This window comes from Actinobaculum sp. oral taxon 183 str. F0552, from assembly GCF_000466165.1.
GTDB lineage: Bacteria > Actinomycetota > Actinomycetes > Actinomycetales > Actinomycetaceae > Peptidiphaga.
The window spans coordinates 69,524-93,299 of record NZ_KE951461.1 but is presented as its reverse complement, the minus strand read 5'-3'; the positions used below and the strand labels follow the sequence as shown (position 1 = coordinate 93,299).

Genomic DNA, 23,776 nt, shown 5'->3' with positions numbered 1-23,776 from the left:
AAGTCCGGCGACTCACGTACACTCGTTCACCATGGACCTATCCGCACCGTCGTCGCACGTGGTCACCTTCAGCCACGACCAGTGGGCCGCGCTGGCCCAGGCGACGCCACTGCCCCTGACGCATTCCGACATCCGGCGCCTGTCCGCCCTGGGAGACCCCATCGACCTGCGCCAGGCGGACGCCGTCTACCGTCCGCTGTCGGCGCTCCTGCAGATGTACACGGCCGAGGTCGGGGCTCTGCACTCCAAGACATCGGCGTTCCTCGGGCTGAAGGAGGGCCGCACCCCCTTCGTCATCGGCATCGCCGGGTCGGTGGCGGTCGGCAAGTCGACGACGGCCCGCCTTCTGCGCGAGCTCCTGCGTCGCTGGCCCGCGACGCCGCGGGTGGAGCTGGTGACGACCGACGGGTTCCTCTATCCGAACGCGGAGCTGGAGCGGCGCGGGCTCATGGAGCGCAAGGGATTCCCCGAGTCCTACGACCGCCACGCCCTCATCGACTTCCTCAGGGCGGTCAAGGGGGGCCGGAACCGCGTACGCGCGCCCATCTACGACCATGTCACCTACGACATCGTCCCCGACGCGCACATCGAGGTCCACCGCCCCGACATCCTCATCCTCGAAGGGCTCAACGTCCTCCAGCCGCCCAGGCCGGGGGCGAGCGAGCCGCTGGCGGTCTCGGACTTCTTCGACCTGTCGATCTACGTCGACGCCGACGAGGCGGACATCATGAGCTGGTACCTGGACCGGATCGTCAAGCTCCGCGACGTGGCCTTCAACCAGCCCGGCGCGTACTTCCACCAGTTCGCGGACATGCCGGTCGACGAGCTCGTCGAGCGGGCCACGGGCATCTGGAATGCGATCAACCGCCCTAATCTCCTGGAGAACATCGCCCCGACGCGCTCGCGCGCCCACATCGTGCTGCGCAAGGGGCCCGACCACGTCATCGAGCGGGTGCTGCTGCGCAAGCTCTGAGCGGGCGCCGACGCCGGACGGGTCCGGCACCCGGCGGACCGGCGCTCGGAGCCGCCGGGTGCCGGACCGCGAGGTGCCGGAGACCCCATACGGGCCCGAGCGCGGCCATAGCGGAGAGGAACCTATTCGAGGGGCTCGACTTCACGCGAGCCCGAGCCGTCCGAGCGCGGATCGAACCGTCTACGCCTGGACCGGGGCCTCTTGCCTGCCGGTGCCCTCGGGCGTCGATGCGTCGCCGGCCCGGTGCGGCCCGTCTCCGCGCTTCTCGCCGCCCCCGCCGCCGGCGTCGTCCTGCGCGTCCTTCGGGGAGAAGAAGCGTTCGATCATCCAGTTCATGGCGAAGCCGAGGAGGATTCCGCCCGCCACTCCGATCAGCATCGAGACGAGGGGGTGGCCTTCCAGGACGTGGCCGGCGAGCAGCCCGATGAGGGCGGAGTACGTGGCCCAGATCGGCCCCGAGATGATCGTCAGCGGGATGAAGCGGTGGCGCGGATAGTGCGTGGCGCCCGCGATGAGGTTGACGGCCACCCGGCCGATGGGTATGAACCTGGCGGCCAGGATGTAGATCGGGCCGCGCCGGGCCAGGCCCCGCCGTGCGGCGTCGGCGGCCCGCTTGCCCGTTCCGTGCTGGAAGAACCGGGTCCTCTCCACGTTGAACCGCCGCCCGACGGCGAAGGCGAACTGGTCGCCGACGAGCGCTCCCAAGGCGCCGGTGGCGATGAGGAGGATGAGGTTCGGCCCGTCTCCGAAGGGGATGAGGGCGGCCAGGGCGATGATGAGCGTTTCGGACGGCAGAATCGGGAGCAGGCCGTCGATTATGCAGAAGACGAGGAGGCATGCGAGCGCCCAGTACGAGGCGCCCATGCGCACGACCCATTCTTCTATCGCCAGGAAGGCTTCCACAGCGTTCTCCGTTTCAAGCGCGCGACCAATGCGAACAAACAATGCGCCCGGCCCGCGTCTGCGCGCGAGCCGGCCCTCGGACGGCCGCGGTGTCGACGCCCGAAGGTCACAGGCTGAGCCGTTCCTTGACAACGTCTGCCAACTCGTGGGCTATGGCGTCGGCTTCGTCCTGAGTTGCGGCTTCGACCATAACACGAACGAGTGGTTCGGTTCCCGACGGGCGCAGAAGAACCCGCCCGGTAGTGCCGAGTCTCTCTTCTGCGGCGTGCACGGCGTCTGCGAGCCGGGGGTCGGTCGACGCGGCGGCGCGATCGACCCCGGAGACGTTGACGAGGGTCTGCGGCAGCCGCCGGACCACCCCGGCGAGTTCGGCGAGCGTCCTGCCCGTGCGGGCGACCTCGGCGGCGACGAGGAGGGCCGTGAGCGTGCCGTCCCCCGTGGTCGCGTGGTTGAGGTTGATGACGTGCCCCGACTGCTCGCCGCCCAGGACGTAGCCGCCCATGCGCATGGCCTCCAGCACGTACCGGTCGCCGACGGCGGTCTGGACGGTGGCGATCCCCGCCTCCCGCATGGCCAGGATGAGGCCGAGGTTGGACATGACGGTGACGACGAGCGCGTTGGAGTCGAGTTCGCCGCGGGCTTTCATCGCGATGGCCAGCAGCCCCATGATCTGGTCGCCGTCGACGAGCCTGCCCTCGGCGTCCACGGCGAGGCAGCGGTCGGCGTCCCCGTCGAAAGCCATGCCGAAGTCGGCGCCGGAGGCCACGACCGCCGCCTGGAGCTGCTCGGGGTGGGTGGATCCGCACGAGGCGTTGATGTTGATCCCGTCGGGAGACGCGTTGATGACGACGACGTCCGCCCCCGCCCGGCGCAGGGCTTCGGGCGCCACGTCGCTCGTGGCGCCGTTCGCGCAGTCGACGACGATGCGCAGCCCGGCCAGGGATGCGTCGATCGAGCCGACCAGGTGGTCGACGTAGGCGCCGGACATCTCCGCGGCGTCCTCGATGCGCCCGACGGCCTCGCCGACGGGCCGCTGCCACTGCCCGCCGAGGATGGATTCGATCCCGTCTTCGAGGGAGTCCTCGAGTTTGTAGCCTCCGCGGGCGAAGAATTTGATGCCGTTGTCGGGCATGGGATTGTGGGAGGCGGAGATCATGACGCCCAGGTCGACGTCCTGGCTGGCCGTCAGATAGGCCAGGCCGGGGGTCGGCAGCACGTCCACGCCCTCGACGTCCACGCCGGCCCCCGCGAGACCCGCGGCGACCGCCTGGGCGAGCATGGCGCCCGACAGGCGCGTGTCGCGGGCGACGACCGCGCGCGGCCTGCGGGCTCGCCCGCCGCCGGCGCCGACGAGGACTCGTGCGGCCGCATCCCCCAGGTCCATCGCCAGGCGCGGGGTCAGATCCCGGTTCGCGAGTCCTCGCACGCCGTCGGTGCCAAACAGTCGGGCCATTGTCGCTCATTCCTCTCCGGTAGGTGTGCGTCCAGTATGGCACCGACGGCGGGCCGCGCTCCAGGCGTCCCACGGGCGGCCCGGCGGCTGGGGCCGCCGTGCACGGCCCGGCCGAACGCAGCCTCCGCCGCTGGCCGCGCACGCGTACGGGCCCCGCTCGGCGGGGCCCGTATCGAAAGGAGGGAGGCGCGTCAGCGCTTGGAGAACTGGGAGGCCTTGCGGGCCTTCTTCAGCCCGGCCTTCTTGCGTTCGACGGCGCGGGCGTCGCGGGTCAGGAAACCGGCCTTCTTGAGTGCGGGACGGTTCGAGTCGCGATCGATGTCGTTGAGGGCGCGCGCGATGCCCAGGCGGAGTGCGCCGGCCTGGCCGGAGACGCCTCCGCCGTTGATGCGGGCGACGACGTCGAAGCGGCCCTCCAGGTCGAGGAGTGCGAAGGGCGAGCGGACGAGCTGCTGGTGCAGCTTGTTCGGGAAGTAGTCGTCGAGCGTGCGCCCGTTGATCTTCCATTCGCCGCTTCCGGGAATGAGGCGGACGCGGGCGACGGCTTCCTTGCGGCGGCCGAGCGCCTGGCCCGGGGCGGTCAGGGAGGATCCCCGGCCGACTCGGGGAGCTTCGCTCTCCGATGTGTATGAGCCGCTGAATTCCTCAGCCAGCTCGGTGTCGATTGTGGTCTCAGCCATTAATTGTGTCCTGTTCGGGAAAAATTCACTGAGTGATCTTCTTGAGCTCGAAGGGCTCGGGCTGCTGTGCCTGGTGGGGGTGCTCGGCCCCCGCGTAGACCCTCAGCTTGGTCAGCTGTTTGCGGCCGAGGCGCGTCTTGGGGAGCATCCCCCGGACCGCCTTCGTAACGGCGCGCTCGGGATGGGTGGCGAGCAGCTCCGTGTAGGAGGTCGCCTTCAGGCCACCCGGGTACCCGGAATGGTGATAGGCGAATTTCTGCTCGTGCTTGCTTCCGGTCAACACGACCTTGTCGGCGTTGACGACGATGACGAAATCGCCCCCGTCGTGGTGCGGAGCATAGGTCGGCTTGTGCTTCCCACGGAGCAGAGCGGCAACCTGCGTTGCCAGTCGGCCAAGGACGACGTCTGCGGCATCGATGAGATACCACGTGGACTCGACGTCGCCGGGCTTCGGTGAATACGTGCGCACGGGCGTAGCCTTCGTTTCTCATATCGGGGCCGCTGAAAAGAAGCGTGCGGCACCCACGGGTTTAGCTTAGAGATGTGGTGGACGCTGAGGCGGCGAGTGGGAAGGCGCCGCGCATGCAGCATGCACAACAAGGGTAAATCCTACGCCCCCCCGCCGCGGCCGGTCAAAACCCGGGGTGTGAAGTCGCACGCGCTCCCGTCGCAGGCCGTGCGGGGAGCCCGGAGCCGTCTGCCGGCTCCGCCGGGCTATCGCCGGTGCGGCCCGGCGGCGGGGGATCCGCGGTCTGCGCGAAGGGATCCCAGGACGGGTCCCCGTGCACGTCGAGCTCGGCTCGGGACGCCGCCTCGCGGGCGACGGCGTCGCCGAAGAGGCGTCCGAGCAGAGCGACGGCCATGTCCATCCCCGCCGCGACGCCCGAGGACGTCCAGCGGTCGCGGTCTTCCACCCAGCGCGCCCGCCGGATCCAGCGGACGTCCTCCCCGTGCGTCCGCACCCAGTCGAAGGCCCGCTTGTTCGAGGTGGCGTCGTAGCCGTCGAGCAGGCCCGCGGCGGCCAAGAGCGCCGACCCCGTGCACACCGACGTCACGAGGGAGGCGGAACCCGCCCAGCCGCGCAGCCAGGAGAGGAAGCGGCCGTCGGCGACGAGGCGTCTCGTGCCCCGGCCTCCGGGAACGAGGACGATGTCCGCAGGCGCGGCGGCGGCGTAGCCGCTGGTCGCGATCGCCTGCGCGCCCTGACCGCTGGCGACGGCCCCCGCCTGCGGACCGACGAATTCGACGTCGACCTTGCCGGGGACCATGCCGAACAGCTCCACCGGTCCGAAGACGTCGAGGAGTTCGAATCCGTCGAACAGCACGACGGACACACGGCGCGGGCTCACGGTGCCATTATGGCACCTGCTCCGGCTCGGCGCCTCGCCGGCCTCCGCGCCTCTCCCTCCTCCCCTCGCGGATTCCTCTCTACTCGCGCACCCAGGCGCGCACCGAGGAGGAGCTCACGGCGAGCACGACGAGCACGGAGAAGCCCGCGTCGACGAAGGCTTCGCTCTCGGCCCCGCCGACGAGGGCCAGGCGCATCGCGCAGGTCGAGGACGAAACCGCCATGAGCCCCACCCACGCCCACCGGAAGCGGGCGGCCGTGAAGAGGAAGAGGGCGGCGTTCAAGCCCGACGTGAGCAGAGCCGCGGCGGGAGTCCGGCCAGCGAAGACGAAGCCGGCCTGGAGGAGGAGCCCTCCTGCGGACAGCATGCCCGTGACCAACAGCGGCGTCGGCGGGACGTGATGGCGGGCGAGCCCCGTCTCGGCGGCGGGCGCCTCCGGCTCGGGATTCCTCTCCGCCGCGTCGGAGACGTCGACGACGGGAAGGTCGCCGTCGGTTTCGATGGCGTCTCCCCCGCCGCTGCGGGAGTGGTAGGCGGTGGAGAATCCGTCGATCACGCGCACGTCCACGCCGTGGTCGGCGTATCTCAGCGTGTCGACGACGTAGTCGCGTTCGGCGTCGGTGTCCGCGTCGATCCTGTGGGTGATCTGCCCGGTGAAGCTCGACAGGCCGACGGAGCGGTCGTAGGTTCCCGCCGCGAGGAAGTCGACGCGCTGGCCGCCGGGAAGGCGCCACCCTTCGGGCGTGGGCCAGAAGCGCACGTGGTGGCGCTGCGAGGGGTGGCCGTCCACTTCCTGCTGATAGGCGAAGGACTGCCGCCTGCCGAAGAGGAAGAGGTCGGAGACGGGGGCGTTCGGGTAGGAGCGGCGCAGCAGAGAGGATTTCACGATCCTCCAGGAGGAACGCAGGGTCACGTCGTCGGCGAGGGTCCAGCCCGCCGCCTGCATGGCCGCGTGGACGTCCTCGGGCGCGCCGTCGAAGGCGAGGTTGACGGGGTCGCCGAGGATGCCGTCGCCCGTGCGGGTCCGCCCGATGAAATAGTCGGGGACGTAGAGGACTGTGAACAGCTGGTGGATCCGGGGCAGCGCCAGGTAGGCGACGAGCCCCCAGAAGACGACGAGGTAGGCGCCCCAGGCGGGGTCCCCCGGGCGTCCCCTCATGAGGATCTCGCCTGCGAACCACAGGACGAGGGCGAGGGCCACGACGACGAAAACCGAGGCGACCGCGTCCCAGACGGGAGTCCTGCGGCGCCCGCTGACCTTCCTGGGCGCACTCGCGTAGCGGGGGCGCCCGACGGGAACCGGGTACCGCTCGGACGGGGTGCGCTCCACGGCCCGGACGGGCCGTGGGTCGACGCCGGCGCCCGGGCGTCGCGACGCGGGTGCTTCGCCTGCGCTCGGCGCCTCCTCGTTCTCGTAGGCCATGCCCCCATTGTCGCATCGCGGGAGCGTTCGCCGTGCGCTGAGAGCCGTGGCTCGGCGCCGGCCCGCCGGTGGATGATCGTGGAAGCCCACAGTGAGGAGTTCAGCATGTCCCGCATCGTCATCGTCGGCGGCCACGGCAAGGTGGCTCTCCTCCTCGCGCCCATCCTCGCGGCGCGCGGCGACGAAGTCGTCTCCCTCATCCGCGATCCGGGCCAGTCCGCGGACGTCGCCCGGACGGGCGCCGCGCCGTTGGCGCTCTCGGTCGAGACCGCCTCGACCGCCGAGCTCGTCTCGGCCTTCGACGGTGCGGACGCCGTCGTCTGGTCGGCGGGGGCCGGCGGCAAGGGCGGTCCGGGTCGCACCGACGCCGTCGACCGGGTCGCGGCGATCCGCAGTATGGAGGCGGCCCTCCAGGCGGGCGTGCCTCGCTACGTCATGGTCTCGTGGAACGGCTCGTTCGGCGACGACCCCGTGCCGGCCGACCATCCGCTCCACGCTTACGCGAAGGCCAAGATCGCGGCGGACCGGTACCTTCAGTCCACCGGTCTGGCCTGGACGATCCTCGGGCCCGGAACCCTGACCGCCGATGAGCCGACGGGCCGGATCGCGGTGGGGCGCCCGTCCCAGGGCGCGGACGGCCCTGCCCGCACATCCCGGGCGAACGTCGCGGAGGTCGTCGCGGCGGTGCTGGCCGACGCGAGCACCGCGGGCAAGGTGATCCCCTTCCAGGACGGTCCCACGCCGATCGCGGAGGCGGTGGCCAGGGTCGGCACGGAGTTCTCCGACCTGTCCGGGTCCCGCCTCGCGTGAGGCCGAAGCCCCATCTGTGCCCCCGCACCGCCTGCGCATGTACGGGGGCACAGTCTCAATGGCGGTATCTCGCTGGGCGGCAGCACCGCCCGCGCGCGGCGAGGGAGCGGCTCACGTCCAGACGCCTCCCGGGGCGAAGACCTCTTCCGTGATCTCCTCGAACCACCCCAGTTCGCGGGCCACGTCGAGCACCGTGTACCGGGAGCGGTAGTACATCGCCCGCGGGAAGGCCTGGCGGACGTCGTCGACGGACAGGCCGATGTCCTCCGGCCGAGTGGGGGCGCCCGCCTCCCCCAGCATCCGCTGGAGGCGTTCGGCGGGCATGAGCTGATCGCGCAGCCGGGACCGCAGCCGCGGCCACGACTCCACGAGCCGGTCGATCCTCACGCGCAGGGCGTCGGCGTCCACGTATTTCTCGCGGGTCTCGTTGATGCCCTTGTCGATGAGCGGCCCCGACATCGTGCCTCGGATGTCCCGCTCGATCTCCTCCCAGGACGGCCACCGCCCGACGGCGGCATCCACGTCGAGGCCGGCGAGGTCTCGGGCGAGGAATCGTTCGTGGAAGGAGGTCATCGCCAGGGTCCCGATCGCCACTTTGAAGCCGTGGCTGAGCGGAGGGTCGAGTTCGGCGCCCAGGTGGTCGAGCTCCCACAGGTGGCTGAAGTAGTGCTCGGCTCCGGAGGCCGGGCGGGTCCCTCTGGCCACCTGCATGGCCAACCCCGACATGACCAGGCCGGAGCACAGCCCCTCGTAGGCCTCGGGCACGCCCGCCGCGAGCTCTCCCGGCTGCGCCAGGGCTTCGCGCACCCCTCCCTGGACGAGCTCCCAGGCGAGCGGGTGGATCGCCTCGACGCCCAGGGCGTCGGCGTACATCCAGTCGGCGCCGGCGGGGATCTTCGCCGACAGGTCGCCGTACCCCGAGGCGGCCATCGGGCGCGGGGCGGCGGCGGCCACGTCGAGGTCGAAGATCACGGCCAGCGGCGCGGGGCAGGGCATCGTGATCTTCAGCCCGCCGCGGGTCATGGGAGCTCCGAAACCGGTGTAGCCGTCCATGGAGGCCGCGGTCGCGACGACGGCGTAGGGCTGGCGGAGTTCGCCCGAGGCCAGTTTGACGAGGTCGTTGACGGTCCCCGAGCCCACAGCCACGCCGAGTGCCCCGGTTTCGCGCAGGCGCTCGCGGATCTCCTCGCAGTTGTCGTAGGAGGCGTAGAGGGTCGGGCTGCCCGGGAAGACCATCGGCTCGGCGAGGCGGGCCCCCGCCCGGCGCAGCCGTTCCTCGACTGCGGCGCCGGCGGCCGCCCAGGTCCGCTCGTCGGCGACGAGCAGGGCCGGCCGCCCGCCGGCTAGGAGGGTGTCGGCGAGGATTCGGCCGCTGTCGGCGAGGACGCCGCGTCCGACCTCGATCGTCTTCGTGCTCTCGGCCTGGGCGAGGCCCCTGGCGACGGTGTCGTCATTCTTCATCGTTGCTCCTCTCATCGTCCCGGCTCGTCTGCGCCGGACAGGTGCTCGGCCACGGCGTGCTGGACGGGGCGCAGGGCCGGGTAGATCGCCTCGTACTGCTCCATCCAGAACCGGTACTCCTCGTGCCGGGCGGGGTCGGGCTCTATGACGTCCCGGTCATGGACCATCGCCGCGGCCGCCTCGTGCAGGTCGGCGAACCGTCCGGCGGCGACGGCCCCCATCATCGCCGAGCCGAGGGCGGGCCCGTCCTGGACCTGCGTGACGGTGATGCCCAGGCCGGTGACGTCCGCGTGCATCTGCAGCCATTGGGCGCTGGAGAGGGCGCCGCCGCAGGCCACGATCGACGTCGGCTCGTATCCCGCCGCGCGCAGCGTGCGCAGGTTCAACTCCAGCCCGTAGCAGGTCGCCTCCTGTATGGCGTGGTAGATGTGCTCGCGGCGGTGGTGCAGGCTCAGGCCGGTGATCGTCCCCCGGGCTCTGGCGTCCGTGTAGGGGCTGCGGTTGCCCTGGAAGTGCTCGGCGATCAGGATTCCGTCCGAGCCGGGCGGAATGTCCTTCGACAGGTCGTTCATGACCTCGTAGGGGGAGGGGCCTCCCCTCGTGGAGGCCTCGACCAGGTCTTTGGCCATCGTCTCCATGAACCAGCGCTTGATCGATCCGGTCGAGACCTGCGAGGCCTCCAGCGTGTACTGGCCGATGACGAGCGCGTCGGTGTGCGCGCCCACGATCCCAGGCCCGTACAGGGGAGTCGCGCTCTGGGACAGGAGGCAGTTGCTCGAGCCCGTGATGAGGGCCGACCGTCCCGGCCGCAGGACGTCCATTCCGATCATCCCCGCCTCGGCGTCGATTCCGCCCTGGGCGACGGGGACGCCCTCGTGCAGCCCGAGCTCCCGGGCGGCCCATGCGGTCAGCCGTCCCAGGCCGGCGCCCATGGGCTGGACGTCGCCGGGGAGCTTGTCCATGAGGTCGCCGATGCCGAGCTCGGCGTAGAAGTCGAGCGGGAAGCCGCCGTGGTCGGCGTTGTGGTACATCTTCAGGGAGGCGGACGTCAGATTGGTCCTCGCCACGCCGGTCAGGAGGAGACCGAGCCAGTCGGGGGCGTCGAGCACCCAGCGCGCTCTCTCCCACAGCGCGGGCTCCTCCTCCTTCATCCACATCGCCTTGAAGACGAACCACTCCGCCGAGGCGTCGTCTCCGCCGCCGCCGTTGTAGAGCCGCGCCCAGTGGTCGATGGCCGAAGCCCGGCGCGCTTGCTCCCTCGCACGCACGTCGGACCACATGATGGCGTTGCGCAGCGGGCGGTTCTCGCCGTCGAGGGCCACGAGGGTCGCGGAGGTCGCGTCGTAGCCGATGCCGGCGATGTCGCGGGGGCTGACCCCCGAGGCGTCCAAGGCCCCGCGGACCGAGCTCCGCAGGGCCGCCCACCATTCGTCGACGTCCTGCTCCACCCAGCTGGGCCGCGGATACAGGGACGCCACGGGGGTGTCGTGAAATGCGAGGGGCGTCCCCTCGTCGTCGAAGAGGCCGACCCTGCATCCGCCGGTGCCCAGGTCGATCCCCATGAATGCCGCACTCATCTTGTCTCGCTCCCTTGGTAGACATAGTTCGGTCATCCCCAGTATCCGCGGCGCCCGTGGGCTGCGTCAACGCCTGGAATCCCGGAAGGCCGCGCTTTCGAGCCGGTCAGCCGCGGCCGGGTCAGCCGCAGTCCCGGCGGGCCCGGGTCAGGCGGGCGCGGCCGGCCAACTCGCCGTCGGGCGGGTAGCGAACGGATTCGAGCGTGAGCGGGTGCGGCGGGGCGACCACCGCTTCTCCCGTGTCCCGCGAGCGCTCCGCGAGGCGCCTGGAGGGCCAGTCCTCGCCGCGGCGTCCCGTCCCGACGCGCATGAGCGCGCCGACGAGCGCGCGGACCATCGAGTGGCAGAAGGCGTCCGCCTGGGCGGTCACCTCAACGAGCCCCGCGGTGCGCACGGCCTCCAGGCGTTGGAGCTCGCGGATCGTCGTCGCCCCCTCCCGCGGCTTGCAGTAGGAGAGGAAGTCGTGCTCGCCTAGCAGCGGGCGCGCCGCGCGGTTCATCGCGTCGACGTCGAGGCGCTCCCCTAGCCACAGGACGTCGCGGCGGCGGAGCGGGTCGTAGGAGCGCGGGTCGTCGCAGATCCGGTAGGTGTAGCTGCGCGAGAGGGCGGAGAAGCGGGCGTCGAAGCCGGCGGGCGCGTAGGAGACCTTCGTGACGACGAGGTCCGACGTCCCCCTCGGGCCGTCCGATTCGCGGGCGAGCAGCGCGGCCAGCCGCCGGCGCAGGGCCTCGGTCGCCTCCAGGCCCGAGCGTCCGACGGCTCTGTCGAGTTCGGCCTCGCCGACGTCGACGTGGACGACCTGCCCCCGGGCGTGGACGCCGGCGTCCGTCCTGCCGGCGACCGTCAAGCGGTGCGCCGCCCCGGTGGCGGTGTCGAGGGCCGCGGCGAGGAGGCCCTCGACGGTCCTCAGCCCCTCCTGCCGTGCCCAGCCGTGGAAATCGGTCCCGTCGTAGGCGAGGTCGAAGCGCAGGCGGAGCGAATGCGATACCGTCGAGTCCATGACGCCAGTTTCCCACACGCGGCCTCCCGGCCCCCCCGATCCGAGCGCGGAGGGCCTTCAGATCGCGGACTCGCCGGAGCGCGCAGGCGCGGCGGGCCGCGAACACGCCCGGCGGGCGGACGCCTCCGCCGCGGGGCTCGCGCCGAGGACGCTGGCCGTGGACTGCGGCGGCGGCGGCATCAAGAGCTCGCTCTTCGACAGGGCGGGCTTCCAACTCGGCACGGCCCAGCGCACGGCCGTGCGCTACCCCTTCTCCCCCGCGGATCTGCTGCGCATCGTCACTTCCCATGCGCAGGCCTTCGACGGCTTCGAGCGGATGACGCTTGGCATGCCCGGGATGATCCGGCGGGGAGTCGTCGTCTACACGCCGCACTACATCCGCAGGGCCGGCCCGCACACGAAGGTCGAACCGGAGCTGGCGGCGGCGTGGGACCGCCTGGACATGGAGGAGGCGCTCGCCGAGCGCTTCGACGTGCCCGCGCTGGTGCTCAACGACGCCGAGATCGCCGCGGCGGGCGTCGTCTCGGGCCGCGGCTGCGAGCTCGTCCTCACGCTGGGCACGGGCCTGGGCACGGCCCTCGTCGACGACGGGCGGCTCGCCCCCCACCTGGAGGTGTCCCACGCGCAGGCGCGATGGGGGCTGACGTACGACGACGTCGTCGGCGAGGCCGAGCGCATCCGGCTCGGCGACTCCGCGTGGTCTCGGCGGGTCCTGCGCGCGATCGACAGCCTGTGGCCCGTCTTCCGGTGGGACAAGCTCTACATCGGCGGCGGCAATTCCGCGCGGATCAGCACGGGCGTGCGGGCCAAGTTCGACGAGAACGTCATCTTCATCCCGAATGCCGCGGGCATGAACGGCGGAGTGCGGGCGTGGGCGCTCGCGCGGCCGGGCAGAAGGGGGTGACCGCGACGTCGCAATGAGCACGCCTCGATCGGTGATGGCCGGGTAGAGGGGGGTGGCCGGCCGCCCGAGCGGCGAGCCGGCTATCGCCGCCGCCTGTGGCTGGAGAACCATCTGACGACATTGACGATTCCGATGACTAGGAACGCCGAAGAGAGGAGGGCTATGCCGGCTAGGACCGCGAAGCCGGCGTTCAGGCCGACGGAACCGTCGGAGATGGCGGTGAACAGGATGAAGCCCAGGAGGCACACTACCGACAGCATGATGACGATGAGGACGATTCCCTCGATGAGGGTGCTGATCGGTTCCCGCCGCCGCCGGCTTTTCGACAGGCCCTCGCCGCGCGCCAGGGACGACTGGGAGTTCCACCCCTGGGCCTCGTCGCCGTAGGCGTCGCCGCGCGCCAGGGACGGCTGGGAGCCCTCCGCGTTCCAGGCCGGCGCCCCCGGGGAGCCTCCGGCTCCGGCGTCGTCGGCCTCCCATCGCTGTGCCGCGCCGCGAGGGCGGCGGTCCCTCCATTCGACGCCGTTCCAGTAGCGCTCGTAGGAGCCGTCTTCTTGATCGGGGTACCATCCGGGGCTGAGACTCATACGTTTCCTCCTTCGGCCGGAGTCTGCCACGGCGGCCGCGGGTTGCGCGATGGGCCAGCCTATCCAGACTATCCGCGCGGCGCCGTCCGCAGGCGGCCGCCGAACCACGGGGGCGGCGCCTCAAAGGCGTGAGAGGGCGGCAGGGGATGTAAAGGACGGCGGGCGGGACATCCCTCGATGCTCCGCCCGCCGTCGAAACGCCGGCTTGGCCGCCGCCCGTCAGGCTCCGGCCTGCGTCGAGGCGTCCTGCGCCTCGGGTTCGGCGTCCGTCTGGGAGGCCTCGGGCTCCCGCGTCGCCTCCTCGTCCTCGGCCTTCCCGTCCTCGGCAGCGGCGGCCCTCTTGGCGGCCTTCTCGGCTTCGCGGACGGCCGCCTGCTTCGGCGAGACCTTCTCCGTCACGAGTTCGATGCGCGCCAGGGGCGCGTTGTCGCCTCTGCGATTGCCGAGTTTGACGACGCGGGTGTAGCCGCCGTCGCGCTCGGCGAATTTGGGGGCGAGCTCCTCGAAGAGGATGTAGGCCAGTTCGCGATCGCCGAGGGTCCTCAGGGCCAGGCGGCGGTTGTGGGTGTCGCCGCGCTTGGCTTTGGAGATGAGTCTCTCCATGTGGGGCTGTACGACCTTGGCGCGCGCCTGCGTGGTGGTCACCGCCTCGTGGCGGATGAGGTCCTTGCACAGGTTGGCGATGATGTGGCGCTGGTGGGCGGCCGAACCGCCCAGGCGGGGGCCCTTACTGGGCTTGGGCATTGTAGTGTCTCCTATGAAAAGTGCGGGCTTCAGGCCTGCGAGTCGTCGCTGAACTGCATCGTGTAGCTTTCGTCGCCGTAGGTGGACACGAATCCGGCCGGCGAGTCCTTGAGCCGCAGATCCAGTTTCGCGAGCTCGTCCTTGACGTCCTCGATCGACTTCGCGCCGAAGTTCCGGATGTCCAGGAGGTCGGCTTCGGAGCGCTGGATGAGTTCGCCGATGGTTCGGATCCCTTCGCGCTGCAGGCAGTTCTGCGAACGGGCGGGGAGGTTGAGGATCGTGATCGGGCGCTGAAGGTCGGAGGACTGGGTCTCCACCACCGGAGCGGGGCCGATTTCGATGCCCTCGGCCTCGTTGTTGAGGTCGACGCACAGGCCGAACAGCTCGACGAGGGTCTTGCCCGCGGAGGCGAGCGCGTCGCGAGGCGTCGTGGACGGCTTGACCTCGACGTCGACGATGAGCTTGTCGAAATCGGTGCGCTGCTCGACGCGGGTCGCCTCGACCTTGTACGACACCTTGAGGACCGGTGAGTAGATCGAGTCGATGGGGATGCGTCCGATCTCGTCGTCGAAGCCCTTGTTCTGGGCCGCCGAGACGTAGCCTCGGCCACGCTCGACGGTCAGGTCGATCTCGATCTTGCCCTTGTCGTTGAGGGTGGCGATGTGCAGGTCGGGGTTGTGGATCTCCACGCCGGACGGCGGGGTGATGTCGGCGGCCGTCACCTCGCCGGGCCCCTGCTTGTGCAGGTACATGAGCACCGGCTCGTCGTTCTCCGAGGAGACGACGAGGTCCTTGAGGTTCAGGATGATGTCCGCGACGTCCTCCTTCACTCCCGCTATCGTGGAGAATTCGTGGAGGACCCCGTCGATGCGGACCGACGTGACTGCCGCGCCGGGAATCGACGACAGCAGCGTGCGACGCATGGAATTGCCGAGCGTGTAGCCGAAGCCCGGCTCGAGGGGCTCGAGCAGGAAGCGCGAGCGGCGCTCGGAGACTTGCTCCTCAGTGAGGACGGGACGCTGTGCGATCAGCACGATTCATTTCCTTTCGAGGACGCCCGCTATTTGACGTCCATCCTTCCCGCGGCCCTCTGTCCGACCAGCGGAAGACGGCGGGGGACCCCGCCGATGGCCGGCCCGGGAGGCGCGACGGCGGTCCCGCGGCCGGCATCCGGTCCGTCACACCCGGCGACGCTTGGGCGGACGGCAGCCGTTGAATGCCTGGGGGGTCACATCAGAGATCGACGTGACTTCGAGGCCGGACGCGGTGAGCGAGCGGATCGCGGTCTCGCGGCCCGAACCCGGGCCCTTGACGAATACGTCCACCTTCTTCATCCCCTGGTCCATGGCGGCGCGGGCCGCGTTCTCCGCCGCCAGCTGCGCGGCGTACGGCGTGGACTTGCGCGAGCCCTTGAACCCGACCTGCCCGGAGGAGCAGGAGGCGATGACGGCGCCCGTCGGGTCCGTGATCGAGACGATGGTGTTGTTGAAGGTCGACTTGATGTGGGCCTGGCCGACGGCGATGTTGCGACGCTCCTTGCGACGCGGACGGCGGTTGCCGGCGGAGGCCTGACGAGTCTTCGAAGGCATGGTCTACTTTCTTCTCCCGGTCTGCTTACTTCTTCTTCTTGCCTGCGACGGTGCGCTTGGGGCCCTTGCGGGTGCGCGCATTCGTCTTCGTGCGCTGGCCGCGCACGGGCAGGCCGCGGCGGTGCCGCAGGCCCTGGTAGCAGCCGATCTCGATCTTGCGGCGGATGTCGGACTGGACTTCGCGGCGAAGATCGCCCTCCACCTTGTAGTTCTCGTCGATGTGGTTCTTCAGCTTGACCAGATCGTCTTCGGTCAGGTCACGCACGCGGACGTCCGGGCTGATGCCGGTGGCGGCGAGCGTCTCGGCCGAACGGGTGCGGCCGATGCCGTAGATGTAGGTGAGCGCGATCTCGATCCGCTTCTCGCGGGGCAGATCGACGCCGGACAGACGTGCCAATTTCTCAGCTCCTATTGTCATTCCGAAGGTGTGGAGCACTGCGACCCTCCGCGGTTCGAACCGCGAGGCCCCGGCCTTCGGACCGGAGGTGTGCCTCAGGCATGCAGTGCGTGGATGCGGGCGGGGCGCCCGCCGCGCCGGACTATCCCTGACGCTGCTTGTGCCGAGGATTCTCGCAGATCACCATGACGCGCGCGTGGCGACGGATCACCTTGCACTTGTCGCAGATCTTCTTGACGCTGGGCTTGACCTTCATTCTTGCACTTCCTCGCCGCCGGTTCGGGCGGTCGACACTCGGGATCACTTATAGCGGTACACGATCCGGCCGCGGGACAGGTCGTAGGGGGTCAGTTCGACCACCACGCGGTCCTCCGGCAGGATCTTGATGTAATGCTGGCGCATCTTGCCGGAGATGTGCGCGAGCACGATATGCCCGTTCTCCAGTTCGACGCGGAACATCGCGTTGGGAAGGGCCTCGACGACCGATCCCTCCACTTCGATGACGCCATCTTTTTTCGCCATAACCCTCGCTAACGCTACAATCGGACCCGCACCGGGTTGCGCGAGGCCGAGGCCGATCCGCCTGCGGGCAGAACGTGCCAAAGATCTATGCTACATCTCCATCGAGTTCGGGGAAAGCCGGGTTTCGGTGCGCTCGGTCACCGGTCGTGCGCTCTGTCACCGGTCACCCGAGGGGAACGGGGGTCACCCCGAAGGGCGCGAGGGCCTGCGCTCCCCCGTCGGGCGATGTGAGCACCCAGATTCCGCCGGAGTGGACGGCCACCTCGTGCTCCCAGTGGCATGCGTCCGAGCCGTCGGCGGTGACGACGGTCCACCCGTCCTCCAGCGTCCGGTTGGCCTGATCGCCGGCGGTCAGCATCGGCTCGACGCACAGCACCATGCCGGCCCTGAGCTTGGGACCGCGCGAACGGGTGCGGTAGTTGGGGACGTCGGGCTCCTGGTGCATGGCCGAGCCGATGCCGTGCCCCACGTAGTCCTCGACGATGCCCGGAGGATCGGGCAGGCTCACGACGTAGTCGTCGATGGCCCTGCCGACGTCGCCGATGCGCCGTCCCGCGGCGAGTGCGGCGACACCCCGCCACATGGCCTCGCGAGTGACGGCGCACAGGCGCTCCCTGGCTTGCCGCGTCGATCTGTCGCCTCCGTCGAGGACGACGGAGAACGCGGCGTCGCCGTGCCATCCGTCGAGGACGGCTCCGCAGTCGAAGGAGACGAGGTCGCCCGCCTGGAGAACCCTCTCCCCCGGGATGCCGTGGACGATCTCGTCGTTGACGGACACGCAGATCTGCGCAGGATAGCCCCGGTACCCGTGGAAATTCGACCGAGCCCCGCTGGAGGCGAGGACGTCGAGGGCGACGGCGTCCATCTCGGCGGTCGTCGCCCCCGGGCGGGCCGCGGCGCGAAGCGCCTCGTGGATCCGGGCCACGACGAGTCCCGCGGCGCGCATGCCGAGGATGTCCCCGTCGGACTTGTACTCGATGGGCATCGGCTGTACTCGACGGCCGTCAGCGCGATTCGAGGTAGGCGTCCAGCGCGTCGCAGACCCTGGAGGCGACCTCGTCGATCCCGCCGATCCCGTCGACGGACACGAGGACGCCCCTGGAGCGGTATTCGGCGATGAGCGGCTCGGTGGTCTCGTGGTAGAGGGCGATCCGGTGGCGGATGACCTTCTCGGTGTCGTCTTTGCGGCCTTCTTGGGCGGCTCGGCCCAGGAGCCGCGCCACGACCGCCTCGTCGTCCGCCGTGATCTCCAGGACGACGTCGAGAGCGGTGCCGCGCCTGGCCAGCATGGCGTCGAGACTGGCCACCTGGTGGAGATTGCGGGGGTATCCGTCCAGCAGGAAGCCCCCGGCGGCGTCGGGCTGGTCGAGGCGCGCCTCGACCATGCGATCCGTCACTTCGTCGGGCACGAGCTCGCCGCGGGACGTGAAGGAGTCCGCGAGCCGGCCGAGTTCGTCGCCCGCCTCGGTGTGGGCGCGGAAGATCGCCCCCGTGGAGACGGCGGGGACGCCGAACTTGCGGGTGACCGCCTCGGCCTGGGTTCCCTTGCCCGCACCGGGGGGACCGACGAGGACCATTCGTACAGACATTGAGACCTTCCCTCTCCCTCGGCGCGCTGCGCCCTAGCGCAGGAATCCCTCGTAATGGCGCTGCTGAAGCTGAGCGTTGATGTCTTTGACCGTCTGGAGCCCGACGCCCACGAGGATCATGATCGAAGTTCCGCCGAATCCGCCCCGGAGGACGCCCATCTGCGCGAACATGATCGTCGGGACGAGGGCCACGATCGTCAGGTAAGTGGCGCCCACCCAGGTGATGCGCGAGGAGATGCGCTTGAGGTACTCGGCGGTCGGTGCCCCGGCTCTCACTCCGGGGATGAAGCCGCCGTAGCGCTTCATGTTGTCCGCCACTTCGTCCGTGTCGAAGGTGATCGCCACGTAGAAGAACGTGAACCCGAAGATCAGCAGGGCGTAGAAAGTGAAGTAGCTCCAGCTCTGATGGTCGAGGAAGTGGCGGTTGATGAACTGCACCCACCCCGAGTTCTGGCTTCCGAAGGAGGAGATCATCTGGGGGAGCGCCAGGATGGAGGAGGCGAAGATGACCGGGATGACGTTGGCCATGTTGATCTTGATCGGGAGATAGGTGGTCGACCCCCCGATGGTGCGGCGTCCGATCACGCGTTTGGCGTATTGGACGGGGACGCGCCTCTGGCACTGTTCGACGAAGACCACCACGGCTGTGATGGCCAGGAAGACGGTCACGACGATCACGGCGCGCACCCAGCCGCCGTCGGACTTGACCACTCCGTACAGCATCCCCGGGAAATTCGCGCAGATGCCGGTGAAGATGAGGATCGACATGCCGTTGCCGACGCCGCGCTCGGTGATGAGCTCGGCGAGCCACATGATCAGGCCGGTTCCCGCTGTCATGGCCAGGACCGCCATGGCGTACTTCATGGGCGAGGCCGCGGGGATGATCTGGGACTTGCAGTCCCGGAACAGCGTGGTGTTGGCCAGGGAGATGAACACCGAGGATTGCAGGAGGGCCAGTCCGATCGTCACGTAGCGGGTGTATTCGGTGAGTTTGGCCGTGCCCGACTGGCCTTCCTTGCGCAGCTGCTCGAACCGGGGGATGACCACGCCCAGCAGCTGGATGATGATGGAAGCCGTGATGTAGGGCATGATCCCCAGGGCGAAGACCGACAGTTGGAGCATCGCCCCTCCGGAGAACATGTTGAGCATCCCGAGGAATCCGTCGTCGCCCGCCTTCTCCGTGCACTCCCGGACGTTGGCGAGCGAGACGAAGGGCGCGGGCACGAACGTGCCGATGCGGTAGATAGCCATGATGGCCACGGTGAACAGTAGCTTGCGCCTGAGATCGGGGGTGCGGAACGCGGCCGCGAACGCCTTGATCAAGGTTCCTCCAGATTGCGGTATGACCGCATTCGATTGCTATGAGCGCCGCCCAGATTCCGGCGGACGGTGTACCCGCCTGACGAGAAGCATATTGCCGGTGGCGTCCCCGCGCCACCTCGCTAACTATACCCGGGAGCGCCCGCTCGCGGGAAACATGTGTCAAAGGGTAATGCCCCCGCGGGCGAGCGGGGGCATTACCGTCGGATCAGCGGCCGGCGACGCTTCCTCCGGCGGCTTCGATCTTCTCCTTGGCGGAGGCCGACCATGCGTCGGCGGTCACGTCGAGCTTGACCGCCAGGTCGCCCTGTCCGAGGATCTTCACCGGATGTCCGTCGCGCACGGCCCCCTTGGCGACAAGGTCCTCGACCGTGACCTCCCCGCCCTGCGGGAACAATTCGCCGAGGGCCGAGACGTTGACGACCTGGTACTCCACGCGGAACGGATTCTTGAATCCGCGCAGCTTGGGCAGACGCATGTGGATCGGCATCTGCCCGCCTTCGAAGCGGGCGGGAACCTGATACCGCGCCTTCGTGCCCTTCGTGCCGCGTCCGGCCGTCTTGCCCTTCGACCCTTCGCCGCGGCCCACGCGGGTCTTGGCGGTCTTGGCCCCCGGTGCGGGGCGCAGGTGGTGCACCTTGAGCACGCGGGCGGACCGGGCCTGAGACTTCCCATCAGCCATCAGTCAACCTCCTCCACGGTGACGAGGTGCGCCACGGTGCGGACGGCGCCGCGCACCTCGGGACGGTCTTCGCGAACCACGGACTGGCCGATCCGGCGCAGACCGAGGGTGCGAAGGGTGTCCTTCTGATTCTGCCTTCCACCGATGGTGGATCTGACCTGTGTGATCTTCAACTGCGCCATCATGCACCAACTCCCGCGACGGCGGCCTCGTTCTCGGCCTTGACGGCCTCGACCTGCTTGTCGGCGCGCTCCTTGGCGTCGGCCTCGGCGCGAGCCCGCAGCATCGCCTCGGGCGCCACGCGTTCGAGCGGCAGGCCGCGGCGGGCGGCGACCGACTCGGGCTGCTCGAGGCCCTTGAGGGCCGCGACCGTGGCGTGCACGATGTTGATGGCGTTGGACGACCCGAGCGACTTGCTCAGGACGTCGTGGATGCCCGCGCACTCCATGATGGCCCGCACGGGGCCGCCGGCGATCACGCCCGTTCCGGGGGATGCGGGACGGAGCAGGACGATGCCCGCGGCGTCCTCGCCCTGAACCAGGTGGGGAATCGTCTTGCCGATGCGGGGAACCTTGAAGAAGCTCTTCTTGGCCTCCTCGGTGCCCTTGGCGATGGCCACCGGCACCTCCTTGGCCTTCCCGTAGCCGACGCCGACGGTGCCGTTGCCGTCCCCGACCACGACGAGCGCGGTGAAGGACATGCGGCGTCCGCCCTTGACGGTCTTCGCCACGCGGTTGATGGCGACGACGCGCTCGATGTAGGCGTTCCTGTCGTCGTTGCGGCGTTCGCGGCGGTCACCGCGACGCGAGTCGCGACGCCCGCGGCGCTCGCCGGAGTTCTCTTCCGGGCCTCCTGCGGCCCGTCCACGCTGCTGTGCAGCCATTACAACCTCTCCTCGCTCTCGGCGCTCACAGTGTCAGCCCGGCGGAGCGGGCGCCCTCTGCCACAGCGGCCACTCGACCGTGGTACTTGTTGCCTCCGCGGTCGAAGACGACCGCCGAGATCCCGGCTTCCAGGGCTCGCTCGGCGACCAGCTCCCCGACCTTGCGGGACTTGTCTACCTTGTTCCCGGCCAGCCCGCGAAGCCCGCTCTCCAGAGTCGAGGCGGACACGAGCGTGTGACCGACGGAGTCGTCGATGATCTGGGCCATCATGTGCCGATTGGATCGGGAGACGACGAGGCGGGGGCGCTCGGGGGTGCCGGCGACCTTCTTGCGGAGACGGAAATGGCGGCGCGCGCGGGAGACGTGCTTGCCCTTGCCCTTGACGGTTACGGCCATCACTTACCAGCCTTTCCAGCCTTGCGGCGCACGACTTCGTCGGCATACCTGACGCCCTTGCCCTTGTAGGGCTCGGGCTTGCGGAGCTTGCGGATGTTGGCCGCCAGCTCGCCGACCTGCTGCTTGTCGATCCCGTTGACCGAGAACCTCGTCGGGGACTCGACCGTGAAGGTGATGCCCTCGGGGGCCTTGACGAGGATCGTGTGCGAGTAGCCGAGGGAGAACTCCAAGTCGCCTCCCTTCGCCACGACGCGGTAGCCCGTGCCGACGATCTCCATGGCCTTCGAGTAGCCCTGGGTCACGCCGACGACCATGTTGTCGATGAGCGTGCGGGTCAGGCCGTGCAGCGAGCGCGACGTGCGCTCGTCGTCGGGGCGGGTCACCGAGACGGCGCCGTCCTCCAGCTTCACGGCGATGGGCTCGGCGACGGTGTGCTCGAGCGTTCCCTTGGGGCCCTTGACGGTGACGTGCTGGCCGTCGATGGAGACATCGACGCCGGCCGGAACCGCGACGGGCTGTTTGCCAATACGCGACATAATCCCTCCCGTCACCAGACGTAGGCGAGGACTTCCCCGCCGACGCCCTTGTCCTTGGCCTCGCGGTCCGTCAGCAGGCCGGAGGACGTGGAGAGGATCGCCACGCCGAGGCCGCCGAGAACCCTGGGCAGATTGGTGGACTTCGCGTACACGCGCAGGCCCGGCTTCGACACGCGCCGAACGCCGGCGAGCGCGCGCTCGCGGTTGGAACCGAACTTCAGATTGAGTGTGAGCGTCTTGCCCACTTTCGCCTCTTCGACGTCGAATCCGGCGATGTAGCCCTCGCGCTCGAGGATCCCGGCGATGTTCGCCTTGAGCTTCGAGTACGGCATCGACACCGAATCGTGGAACGCCGAGTTGGCGTTGCGCAGACGCGTCAGCATGTCTGCGATGGGGTCAGTCATTGACATTGGGCGCTTGCCCTTCCTCGTCGCGGTTTCCCTTCCGGACCTGCGACGTAGCGTTTACCAGCTGGACTTGGTGACACCCGGAAGCTCGCCTCGCAGGGCCAGTTCGCGGATGCAGACGCGGCACAGGCCGAACTTGCGGTAGACGGAGTGCGGCCGGCCACAGCGATTGCACCGGGTGTAGGCGCGGACCCCGAACTTGGGTTCGCGCGCCTGCTTCTTCTTCAGAGCGGTCTTGGCCATCGTCACGCCTCCTTGAAGGGGAAGCCGAGCCGACGCAGGAGGAACCGGCCTTCCTCGTCGGTCGAGGCGGTCGTGACGACCGTGACGTCCATGCCGCGCACGCGGTCGATCTTGTCCATGTCGATCTCGTGGAACACGGTCTGCTCGGTCAGTCCGAAGGTGTAGTTGCCGTGGCCGTCGAACTGCTTGGGGGAAAGCCCGCGGAAATCCCGGATGCGCGGCAGCGCGGTCGACAGCAGACGGTCGAGGAATTCCCACATGCGGTCGCCGCGGAGCGTGACGTGGCAGCCGATGGCCTGGCCTTCGCGCAGCTTGAACTGGGCGATGGACTTCCTGGCCCTGGAGACCTGGGGCTTCTGCCCGGTGATGACGGCCATGTCGGCCATCGCGCCCTCCAGGACCTTGGAGTCGCGGGCCGCGTCACCGACGCCCATGTTGACGACGATCTTCTCGAGCTTGGCGACCTCGTGGAGGTTGCCGTGCTTGAACTCGGCCGTCAGCGCGGGGACGATGTCCTCGCGGTATTTGACTTTGAGGCGGGGTGTCACAGCTCGATCTCCTTACCTGCGCGGCGGCCGATGCGCTCGCGCATCACCTTGGTGCGGCCGTCGCGTTCGACCTCGACCTCGCGGAAGCCGACGCGGACCGGCTTCTTGTCCGGGCCGACGAGCGCGACCTTGGACATGTGGATCGGGGCCTCGACGGTTTCGATGCCACCTCCGCCGTTCGGGCCGGCCTTGACGTGGCGCGTCACGCGATTGACGCCCTCGACCACGACGCGGTTGCGGCGGCGGTCGACGGACAGGACGACGCCCTGCCTTCCTCTGTCGCCCGGTTTGAGCGGATCGAGGCCGAGTTCCGCGCGGCGCGCGTTGCGCTCTTCGAGCTTCTTCGCGTCCGAGGTCCGCCCTGCGATGACCTGGACCAGATCGCCTTTCTTGATCTTCGCCATATCAGATCACCTCCGGTGCCAGCGAGACGATTCGCATGAACTTCTTCTCGCGCAACTCGCGGCCCACGGGGCCGAAGATGCGGGTGCCGCGGGGTTCGCCGTCGTTCTTGAGCAGCACAGCCGCGTTCTCGTCGAAGCGGATGTAGGAGCCGTCGACGCGACGGGTTTCCTTCCTCGCGCGGACGACGACGGCTTTGACCACGTCGCCCTTCCTAACATTCCCGCCAGGGATGGCGTCCTTGACGGTGGCGACGATCGTGTCGCCGATTCCGGCGTAGCGCCGGCCTGAGCCGCCGAGCACCCGGATGCACAGGATCTCCTTGGCACCCGTGTTGTCGGCGACGCTGAGCCGCGTCTCCTGCTGGATCATTTCTGGTTTCTCCTGTCGTCGTGCC

The 23,776-nt window shown here is 69.4% G+C and carries 32 protein-coding genes; 3 read left to right on the top strand and 29 right to left on the bottom strand.

Annotated elements, in window-relative coordinates; translation table 11 throughout:
* Positions 1-31 precede the first annotated feature (31 nt).
* Positions 32-973 (top strand): type I pantothenate kinase, encoded by a 942-nt coding sequence (gene coaA, locus HMPREF0043_RS08720; protein ID WP_021602680.1) that lies wholly within the window; start codon positions 32-34, stop codon positions 971-973.
* A gap of 180 nt (positions 974-1,153) precedes the next feature.
* Here coaA and HMPREF0043_RS08715 read toward each other — a convergent pair whose 3' ends face one another.
* The 6 genes from HMPREF0043_RS08715 to HMPREF0043_RS08690 all read right to left on the bottom strand — a co-directional run bounded on the left by HMPREF0043_RS08715 (position 1,154) and on the right by HMPREF0043_RS08690 (position 6,781).
* Positions 1,154-1,876: a DedA family protein gene (locus HMPREF0043_RS08715; RefSeq protein WP_051317505.1), complete on the bottom strand. Its 723-nt coding sequence runs from the start codon at positions 1,874-1,876 to the stop codon at positions 1,154-1,156.
* 106 nt (positions 1,877-1,982) lie between these two features.
* Positions 1,983-3,329 (bottom strand): phosphoglucosamine mutase, encoded by a 1,347-nt coding sequence (gene glmM / locus HMPREF0043_RS08710; protein ID WP_021602678.1) that lies wholly within the window; start codon positions 3,327-3,329, stop codon positions 1,983-1,985.
* A gap of 191 nt (positions 3,330-3,520) precedes the next feature.
* The gene (gene rpsI / locus HMPREF0043_RS08705; protein ID WP_021602677.1) at positions 3,521-4,009 is read right to left on the bottom strand and encodes a 30S ribosomal protein S9; all 489 of its coding nucleotides are present in this window, start codon (positions 4,007-4,009) and stop codon (positions 3,521-3,523) included.
* 25 nt (positions 4,010-4,034) lie between these two features.
* The gene (gene rplM, locus HMPREF0043_RS08700) at positions 4,035-4,478 is read right to left on the bottom strand and encodes a 50S ribosomal protein L13 (protein WP_021602676.1); all 444 of its coding nucleotides are present in this window, start codon (positions 4,476-4,478) and stop codon (positions 4,035-4,037) included.
* 163 nt (positions 4,479-4,641) lie between these two features.
* Positions 4,642-5,358: a DJ-1/PfpI family protein gene (locus HMPREF0043_RS08695; protein ID WP_084432479.1), complete on the bottom strand. Its 717-nt coding sequence runs from the start codon at positions 5,356-5,358 to the stop codon at positions 4,642-4,644.
* A gap of 79 nt (positions 5,359-5,437) precedes the next feature.
* Positions 5,438-6,781: an LssY C-terminal domain-containing protein gene (locus HMPREF0043_RS08690; RefSeq protein WP_021602674.1), complete on the bottom strand. Its 1,344-nt coding sequence runs from the start codon at positions 6,779-6,781 to the stop codon at positions 5,438-5,440.
* Positions 6,782-6,886: 105 nt separating this feature from the next.
* On the opposite strand from HMPREF0043_RS08690, the gene HMPREF0043_RS08685 reads away from it, so the two are divergent.
* Entirely contained in the window at positions 6,887-7,591 is a 705-nt protein-coding gene (locus tag HMPREF0043_RS08685; protein ID WP_040318208.1) for an NAD(P)H-binding protein, read from the top strand.
* A gap of 111 nt (positions 7,592-7,702) precedes the next feature.
* Here HMPREF0043_RS08685 and HMPREF0043_RS08680 read toward each other — a convergent pair whose 3' ends face one another.
* The 3 genes from HMPREF0043_RS08680 to HMPREF0043_RS08670 all read right to left on the bottom strand — a co-directional run bounded on the left by HMPREF0043_RS08680 (position 7,703) and on the right by HMPREF0043_RS08670 (position 11,629).
* Positions 7,703-9,052: a sn-glycerol-1-phosphate dehydrogenase gene (locus HMPREF0043_RS08680; protein WP_021602672.1), complete on the bottom strand. Its 1,350-nt coding sequence runs from the start codon at positions 9,050-9,052 to the stop codon at positions 7,703-7,705.
* Between the two features lie 11 nt (positions 9,053-9,063).
* Positions 9,064-10,629, bottom strand: coding sequence for an FGGY-family carbohydrate kinase (locus HMPREF0043_RS08675; protein ID WP_021602671.1), 1,566 nt, complete (start codon positions 10,627-10,629; stop codon positions 9,064-9,066).
* 121 nt (positions 10,630-10,750) lie between these two features.
* The gene (locus tag HMPREF0043_RS08670; protein ID WP_021602670.1) at positions 10,751-11,629 is read right to left on the bottom strand and encodes a tRNA pseudouridine synthase A; all 879 of its coding nucleotides are present in this window, start codon (positions 11,627-11,629) and stop codon (positions 10,751-10,753) included.
* Between HMPREF0043_RS08670 and HMPREF0043_RS08665 the strand changes: the two genes are divergently transcribed.
* The gene (locus HMPREF0043_RS08665) at positions 11,628-12,533 is read left to right on the top strand and encodes an ROK family protein (RefSeq protein ID WP_021602669.1); all 906 of its coding nucleotides are present in this window, start codon (positions 11,628-11,630) and stop codon (positions 12,531-12,533) included. The two genes, HMPREF0043_RS08670 and HMPREF0043_RS08665, sit on opposite strands and share 2 nt — an antisense overlap.
* A gap of 80 nt (positions 12,534-12,613) precedes the next feature.
* On the opposite strand, the gene HMPREF0043_RS08660 is transcribed toward HMPREF0043_RS08665, so the two are convergent.
* From HMPREF0043_RS08660 to rplN, 20 genes are all read right to left on the bottom strand, one after another.
* Complete coding sequence (locus tag HMPREF0043_RS08660; protein ID WP_021602668.1) at positions 12,614-13,120, bottom strand: DUF2510 domain-containing protein; 507 nt, start codon at positions 13,118-13,120, stop codon at positions 12,614-12,616.
* A gap of 219 nt (positions 13,121-13,339) precedes the next feature.
* Positions 13,340-13,864, bottom strand: coding sequence for a 50S ribosomal protein L17 (rplQ, locus tag HMPREF0043_RS08655; RefSeq protein ID WP_021602667.1), 525 nt, complete (start codon positions 13,862-13,864; stop codon positions 13,340-13,342).
* Positions 13,865-13,893: 29 nt separating this feature from the next.
* Positions 13,894-14,898 (bottom strand): DNA-directed RNA polymerase subunit alpha, encoded by a 1,005-nt coding sequence (locus HMPREF0043_RS08650; RefSeq protein ID WP_021602666.1) that lies wholly within the window; start codon positions 14,896-14,898, stop codon positions 13,894-13,896.
* Positions 14,899-15,042: 144 nt separating this feature from the next.
* Positions 15,043-15,453, bottom strand: a complete 411-nt coding sequence (gene rpsK / locus HMPREF0043_RS08645; protein ID WP_040318207.1) for a 30S ribosomal protein S11 — start codon at positions 15,451-15,453, stop codon at positions 15,043-15,045.
* A 25-nt stretch (positions 15,454-15,478) separates the two neighbouring features.
* Entirely contained in the window at positions 15,479-15,850 is a 372-nt protein-coding gene (gene rpsM, locus HMPREF0043_RS08640) for a 30S ribosomal protein S13 (RefSeq protein ID WP_040318206.1), read from the bottom strand.
* A gap of 142 nt (positions 15,851-15,992) precedes the next feature.
* On the bottom strand, positions 15,993-16,106 hold the full coding sequence (gene rpmJ / locus HMPREF0043_RS08635; protein WP_021602662.1) for a 50S ribosomal protein L36: 114 nt from the start codon (positions 16,104-16,106) through the stop codon (positions 15,993-15,995).
* A 44-nt stretch (positions 16,107-16,150) separates the two neighbouring features.
* Entirely contained in the window at positions 16,151-16,372 is a 222-nt protein-coding gene (gene infA / locus HMPREF0043_RS08630) for a translation initiation factor IF-1 (protein WP_021602661.1), read from the bottom strand.
* A 163-nt stretch (positions 16,373-16,535) separates the two neighbouring features.
* The gene (map, locus tag HMPREF0043_RS08625) at positions 16,536-17,357 is read right to left on the bottom strand and encodes a type I methionyl aminopeptidase (RefSeq protein ID WP_021602660.1); all 822 of its coding nucleotides are present in this window, start codon (positions 17,355-17,357) and stop codon (positions 16,536-16,538) included.
* A 19-nt stretch (positions 17,358-17,376) separates the two neighbouring features.
* Positions 17,377-17,961, bottom strand: coding sequence for an adenylate kinase (locus HMPREF0043_RS08620; protein WP_198010315.1), 585 nt, complete (start codon positions 17,959-17,961; stop codon positions 17,377-17,379).
* A gap of 33 nt (positions 17,962-17,994) precedes the next feature.
* Entirely contained in the window at positions 17,995-19,284 is a 1,290-nt protein-coding gene (gene secY, locus HMPREF0043_RS08615) for a preprotein translocase subunit SecY (RefSeq protein ID WP_021602658.1), read from the bottom strand.
* Positions 19,285-19,489: 205 nt separating this feature from the next.
* Complete coding sequence (rplO, locus tag HMPREF0043_RS08610; protein WP_021602657.1) at positions 19,490-19,963, bottom strand: 50S ribosomal protein L15; 474 nt, start codon at positions 19,961-19,963, stop codon at positions 19,490-19,492.
* Entirely contained in the window at positions 19,963-20,145 is a 183-nt protein-coding gene (gene rpmD, locus HMPREF0043_RS08605; protein ID WP_040318224.1) for a 50S ribosomal protein L30, read from the bottom strand. The genes rplO and rpmD overlap by 1 nt, the downstream gene beginning before the upstream one ends.
* Positions 20,145-20,846 carry a 30S ribosomal protein S5 gene (gene rpsE / locus HMPREF0043_RS08600; protein ID WP_021602655.1) on the bottom strand — a complete coding sequence of 234 codons (702 nt, stop codon included), beginning with the start codon at positions 20,844-20,846 and terminating at the stop codon, positions 20,145-20,147. Before rpsE ends, rpmD begins: the two co-directional genes overlap by 1 nt.
* A 25-nt stretch (positions 20,847-20,871) precedes the next feature.
* A complete protein-coding gene (gene rplR / locus HMPREF0043_RS08595) occupies positions 20,872-21,243 on the bottom strand; it encodes a 50S ribosomal protein L18 (RefSeq protein WP_021602654.1) in 372 nt (123 codons plus the stop codon).
* Positions 21,243-21,779, bottom strand: a complete 537-nt coding sequence (gene rplF, locus HMPREF0043_RS08590; RefSeq protein ID WP_021602653.1) for a 50S ribosomal protein L6 — start codon at positions 21,777-21,779, stop codon at positions 21,243-21,245. The genes rplR and rplF overlap by 1 nt, the downstream gene beginning before the upstream one ends.
* Positions 21,780-21,790: 11 nt before the next feature.
* A complete protein-coding gene (rpsH, locus tag HMPREF0043_RS08585) occupies positions 21,791-22,189 on the bottom strand; it encodes a 30S ribosomal protein S8 (protein ID WP_021602652.1) in 399 nt (132 codons plus the stop codon).
* Positions 22,190-22,243: 54 nt separating this feature from the next.
* Positions 22,244-22,429, bottom strand: coding sequence for a type Z 30S ribosomal protein S14 (locus HMPREF0043_RS08580; RefSeq protein ID WP_021602651.1), 186 nt, complete (start codon positions 22,427-22,429; stop codon positions 22,244-22,246).
* A 2-nt stretch (positions 22,430-22,431) separates the two neighbouring features.
* Positions 22,432-22,977, bottom strand: coding sequence for a 50S ribosomal protein L5 (rplE, locus tag HMPREF0043_RS08575; RefSeq protein WP_021602650.1), 546 nt, complete (start codon positions 22,975-22,977; stop codon positions 22,432-22,434).
* Positions 22,974-23,381 (bottom strand): 50S ribosomal protein L24, encoded by a 408-nt coding sequence (gene rplX / locus HMPREF0043_RS08570; RefSeq protein ID WP_021602649.1) that lies wholly within the window; start codon positions 23,379-23,381, stop codon positions 22,974-22,976. Before rplX ends, rplE begins: the two co-directional genes overlap by 4 nt.
* A 1-nt stretch (position 23,382) precedes the next feature.
* The gene (gene rplN / locus HMPREF0043_RS08565) at positions 23,383-23,751 is read right to left on the bottom strand and encodes a 50S ribosomal protein L14 (protein WP_021602648.1); all 369 of its coding nucleotides are present in this window, start codon (positions 23,749-23,751) and stop codon (positions 23,383-23,385) included.
* Positions 23,752-23,776 lie beyond the last annotated feature (25 nt).

What these genes read in the sequence shown, in the direction of transcription:
- coaA (WP_021602680.1), top strand. Translation starts at nt 32, where the DNA reads ATGGACCTATCCGCACCGTCGTCGCACGTGGTCACCTTCAGCCACGAC.
- glmM (WP_021602678.1), bottom strand. Translation starts at nt 3,329, where the DNA reads ATGGCCCGACTGTTTGGCACCGACGGCGTGCGAGGACTCGCGAACCGG.
- rpsI (WP_021602677.1), bottom strand. Translation starts at nt 4,009, where the DNA reads ATGGCTGAGACCACAATCGACACCGAGCTGGCTGAGGAATTCAGCGGC.
- HMPREF0043_RS08690 (WP_021602674.1), bottom strand. Translation starts at nt 6,781, where the DNA reads ATGGCCTACGAGAACGAGGAGGCGCCGAGCGCAGGCGAAGCACCCGCG.
- HMPREF0043_RS08685 (WP_040318208.1), top strand. Translation starts at nt 6,887, where the DNA reads ATGTCCCGCATCGTCATCGTCGGCGGCCACGGCAAGGTGGCTCTCCTC.
- HMPREF0043_RS08680 (WP_021602672.1), bottom strand. Translation starts at nt 9,052, where the DNA reads ATGAAGAATGACGACACCGTCGCCAGGGGCCTCGCCCAGGCCGAGAGC.
- HMPREF0043_RS08675 (WP_021602671.1), bottom strand. Translation starts at nt 10,629, where the DNA reads ATGAGTGCGGCATTCATGGGGATCGACCTGGGCACCGGCGGATGCAGG.
- HMPREF0043_RS08665 (WP_021602669.1), top strand. Translation starts at nt 11,628, where the DNA reads ATGACGCCAGTTTCCCACACGCGGCCTCCCGGCCCCCCCGATCCGAGC.
- HMPREF0043_RS08670 (WP_021602670.1), bottom strand. Translation starts at nt 11,629, where the DNA reads ATGGACTCGACGGTATCGCATTCGCTCCGCCTGCGCTTCGACCTCGCC.
- HMPREF0043_RS08660 (WP_021602668.1), bottom strand. Translation starts at nt 13,120, where the DNA reads ATGAGTCTCAGCCCCGGATGGTACCCCGATCAAGAAGACGGCTCCTAC.
- rplQ (WP_021602667.1), bottom strand. Translation starts at nt 13,864, where the DNA reads ATGCCCAAGCCCAGTAAGGGCCCCCGCCTGGGCGGTTCGGCCGCCCAC.
- rpsK (WP_040318207.1), bottom strand. Translation starts at nt 15,453, where the DNA reads ATGCCTTCGAAGACTCGTCAGGCCTCCGCCGGCAACCGCCGTCCGCGT.
- rpmJ (WP_021602662.1), bottom strand. Translation starts at nt 16,106, where the DNA reads ATGAAGGTCAAGCCCAGCGTCAAGAAGATCTGCGACAAGTGCAAGGTG.
- infA (WP_021602661.1), bottom strand. Translation starts at nt 16,372, where the DNA reads ATGGCGAAAAAAGATGGCGTCATCGAAGTGGAGGGATCGGTCGTCGAG.
- map (WP_021602660.1), bottom strand. Translation starts at nt 17,357, where the DNA reads ATGCCCATCGAGTACAAGTCCGACGGGGACATCCTCGGCATGCGCGCC.
- HMPREF0043_RS08620 (WP_198010315.1), bottom strand. Translation starts at nt 17,961, where the DNA reads ATGTCTGTACGAATGGTCCTCGTCGGTCCCCCCGGTGCGGGCAAGGGA.
- rplO (WP_021602657.1), bottom strand. Translation starts at nt 19,963, where the DNA reads ATGGCTGATGGGAAGTCTCAGGCCCGGTCCGCCCGCGTGCTCAAGGTG.
- rpmD (WP_040318224.1), bottom strand. Translation starts at nt 20,145, where the DNA reads ATGGCGCAGTTGAAGATCACACAGGTCAGATCCACCATCGGTGGAAGG.
- rpsE (WP_021602655.1), bottom strand. Translation starts at nt 20,846, where the DNA reads ATGGCTGCACAGCAGCGTGGACGGGCCGCAGGAGGCCCGGAAGAGAAC.
- rplR (WP_021602654.1), bottom strand. Translation starts at nt 21,243, where the DNA reads ATGGCCGTAACCGTCAAGGGCAAGGGCAAGCACGTCTCCCGCGCGCGC.
- rplF (WP_021602653.1), bottom strand. Translation starts at nt 21,779, where the DNA reads ATGTCGCGTATTGGCAAACAGCCCGTCGCGGTTCCGGCCGGCGTCGAT.
- rpsH (WP_021602652.1), bottom strand. Translation starts at nt 22,189, where the DNA reads ATGTCAATGACTGACCCCATCGCAGACATGCTGACGCGTCTGCGCAAC.
- HMPREF0043_RS08580 (WP_021602651.1), bottom strand. Translation starts at nt 22,429, where the DNA reads ATGGCCAAGACCGCTCTGAAGAAGAAGCAGGCGCGCGAACCCAAGTTC.
- rplX (WP_021602649.1), bottom strand. Translation starts at nt 23,381, where the DNA reads ATGGCGAAGATCAAGAAAGGCGATCTGGTCCAGGTCATCGCAGGGCGG.
- rplN (WP_021602648.1), bottom strand. Translation starts at nt 23,751, where the DNA reads ATGATCCAGCAGGAGACGCGGCTCAGCGTCGCCGACAACACGGGTGCC.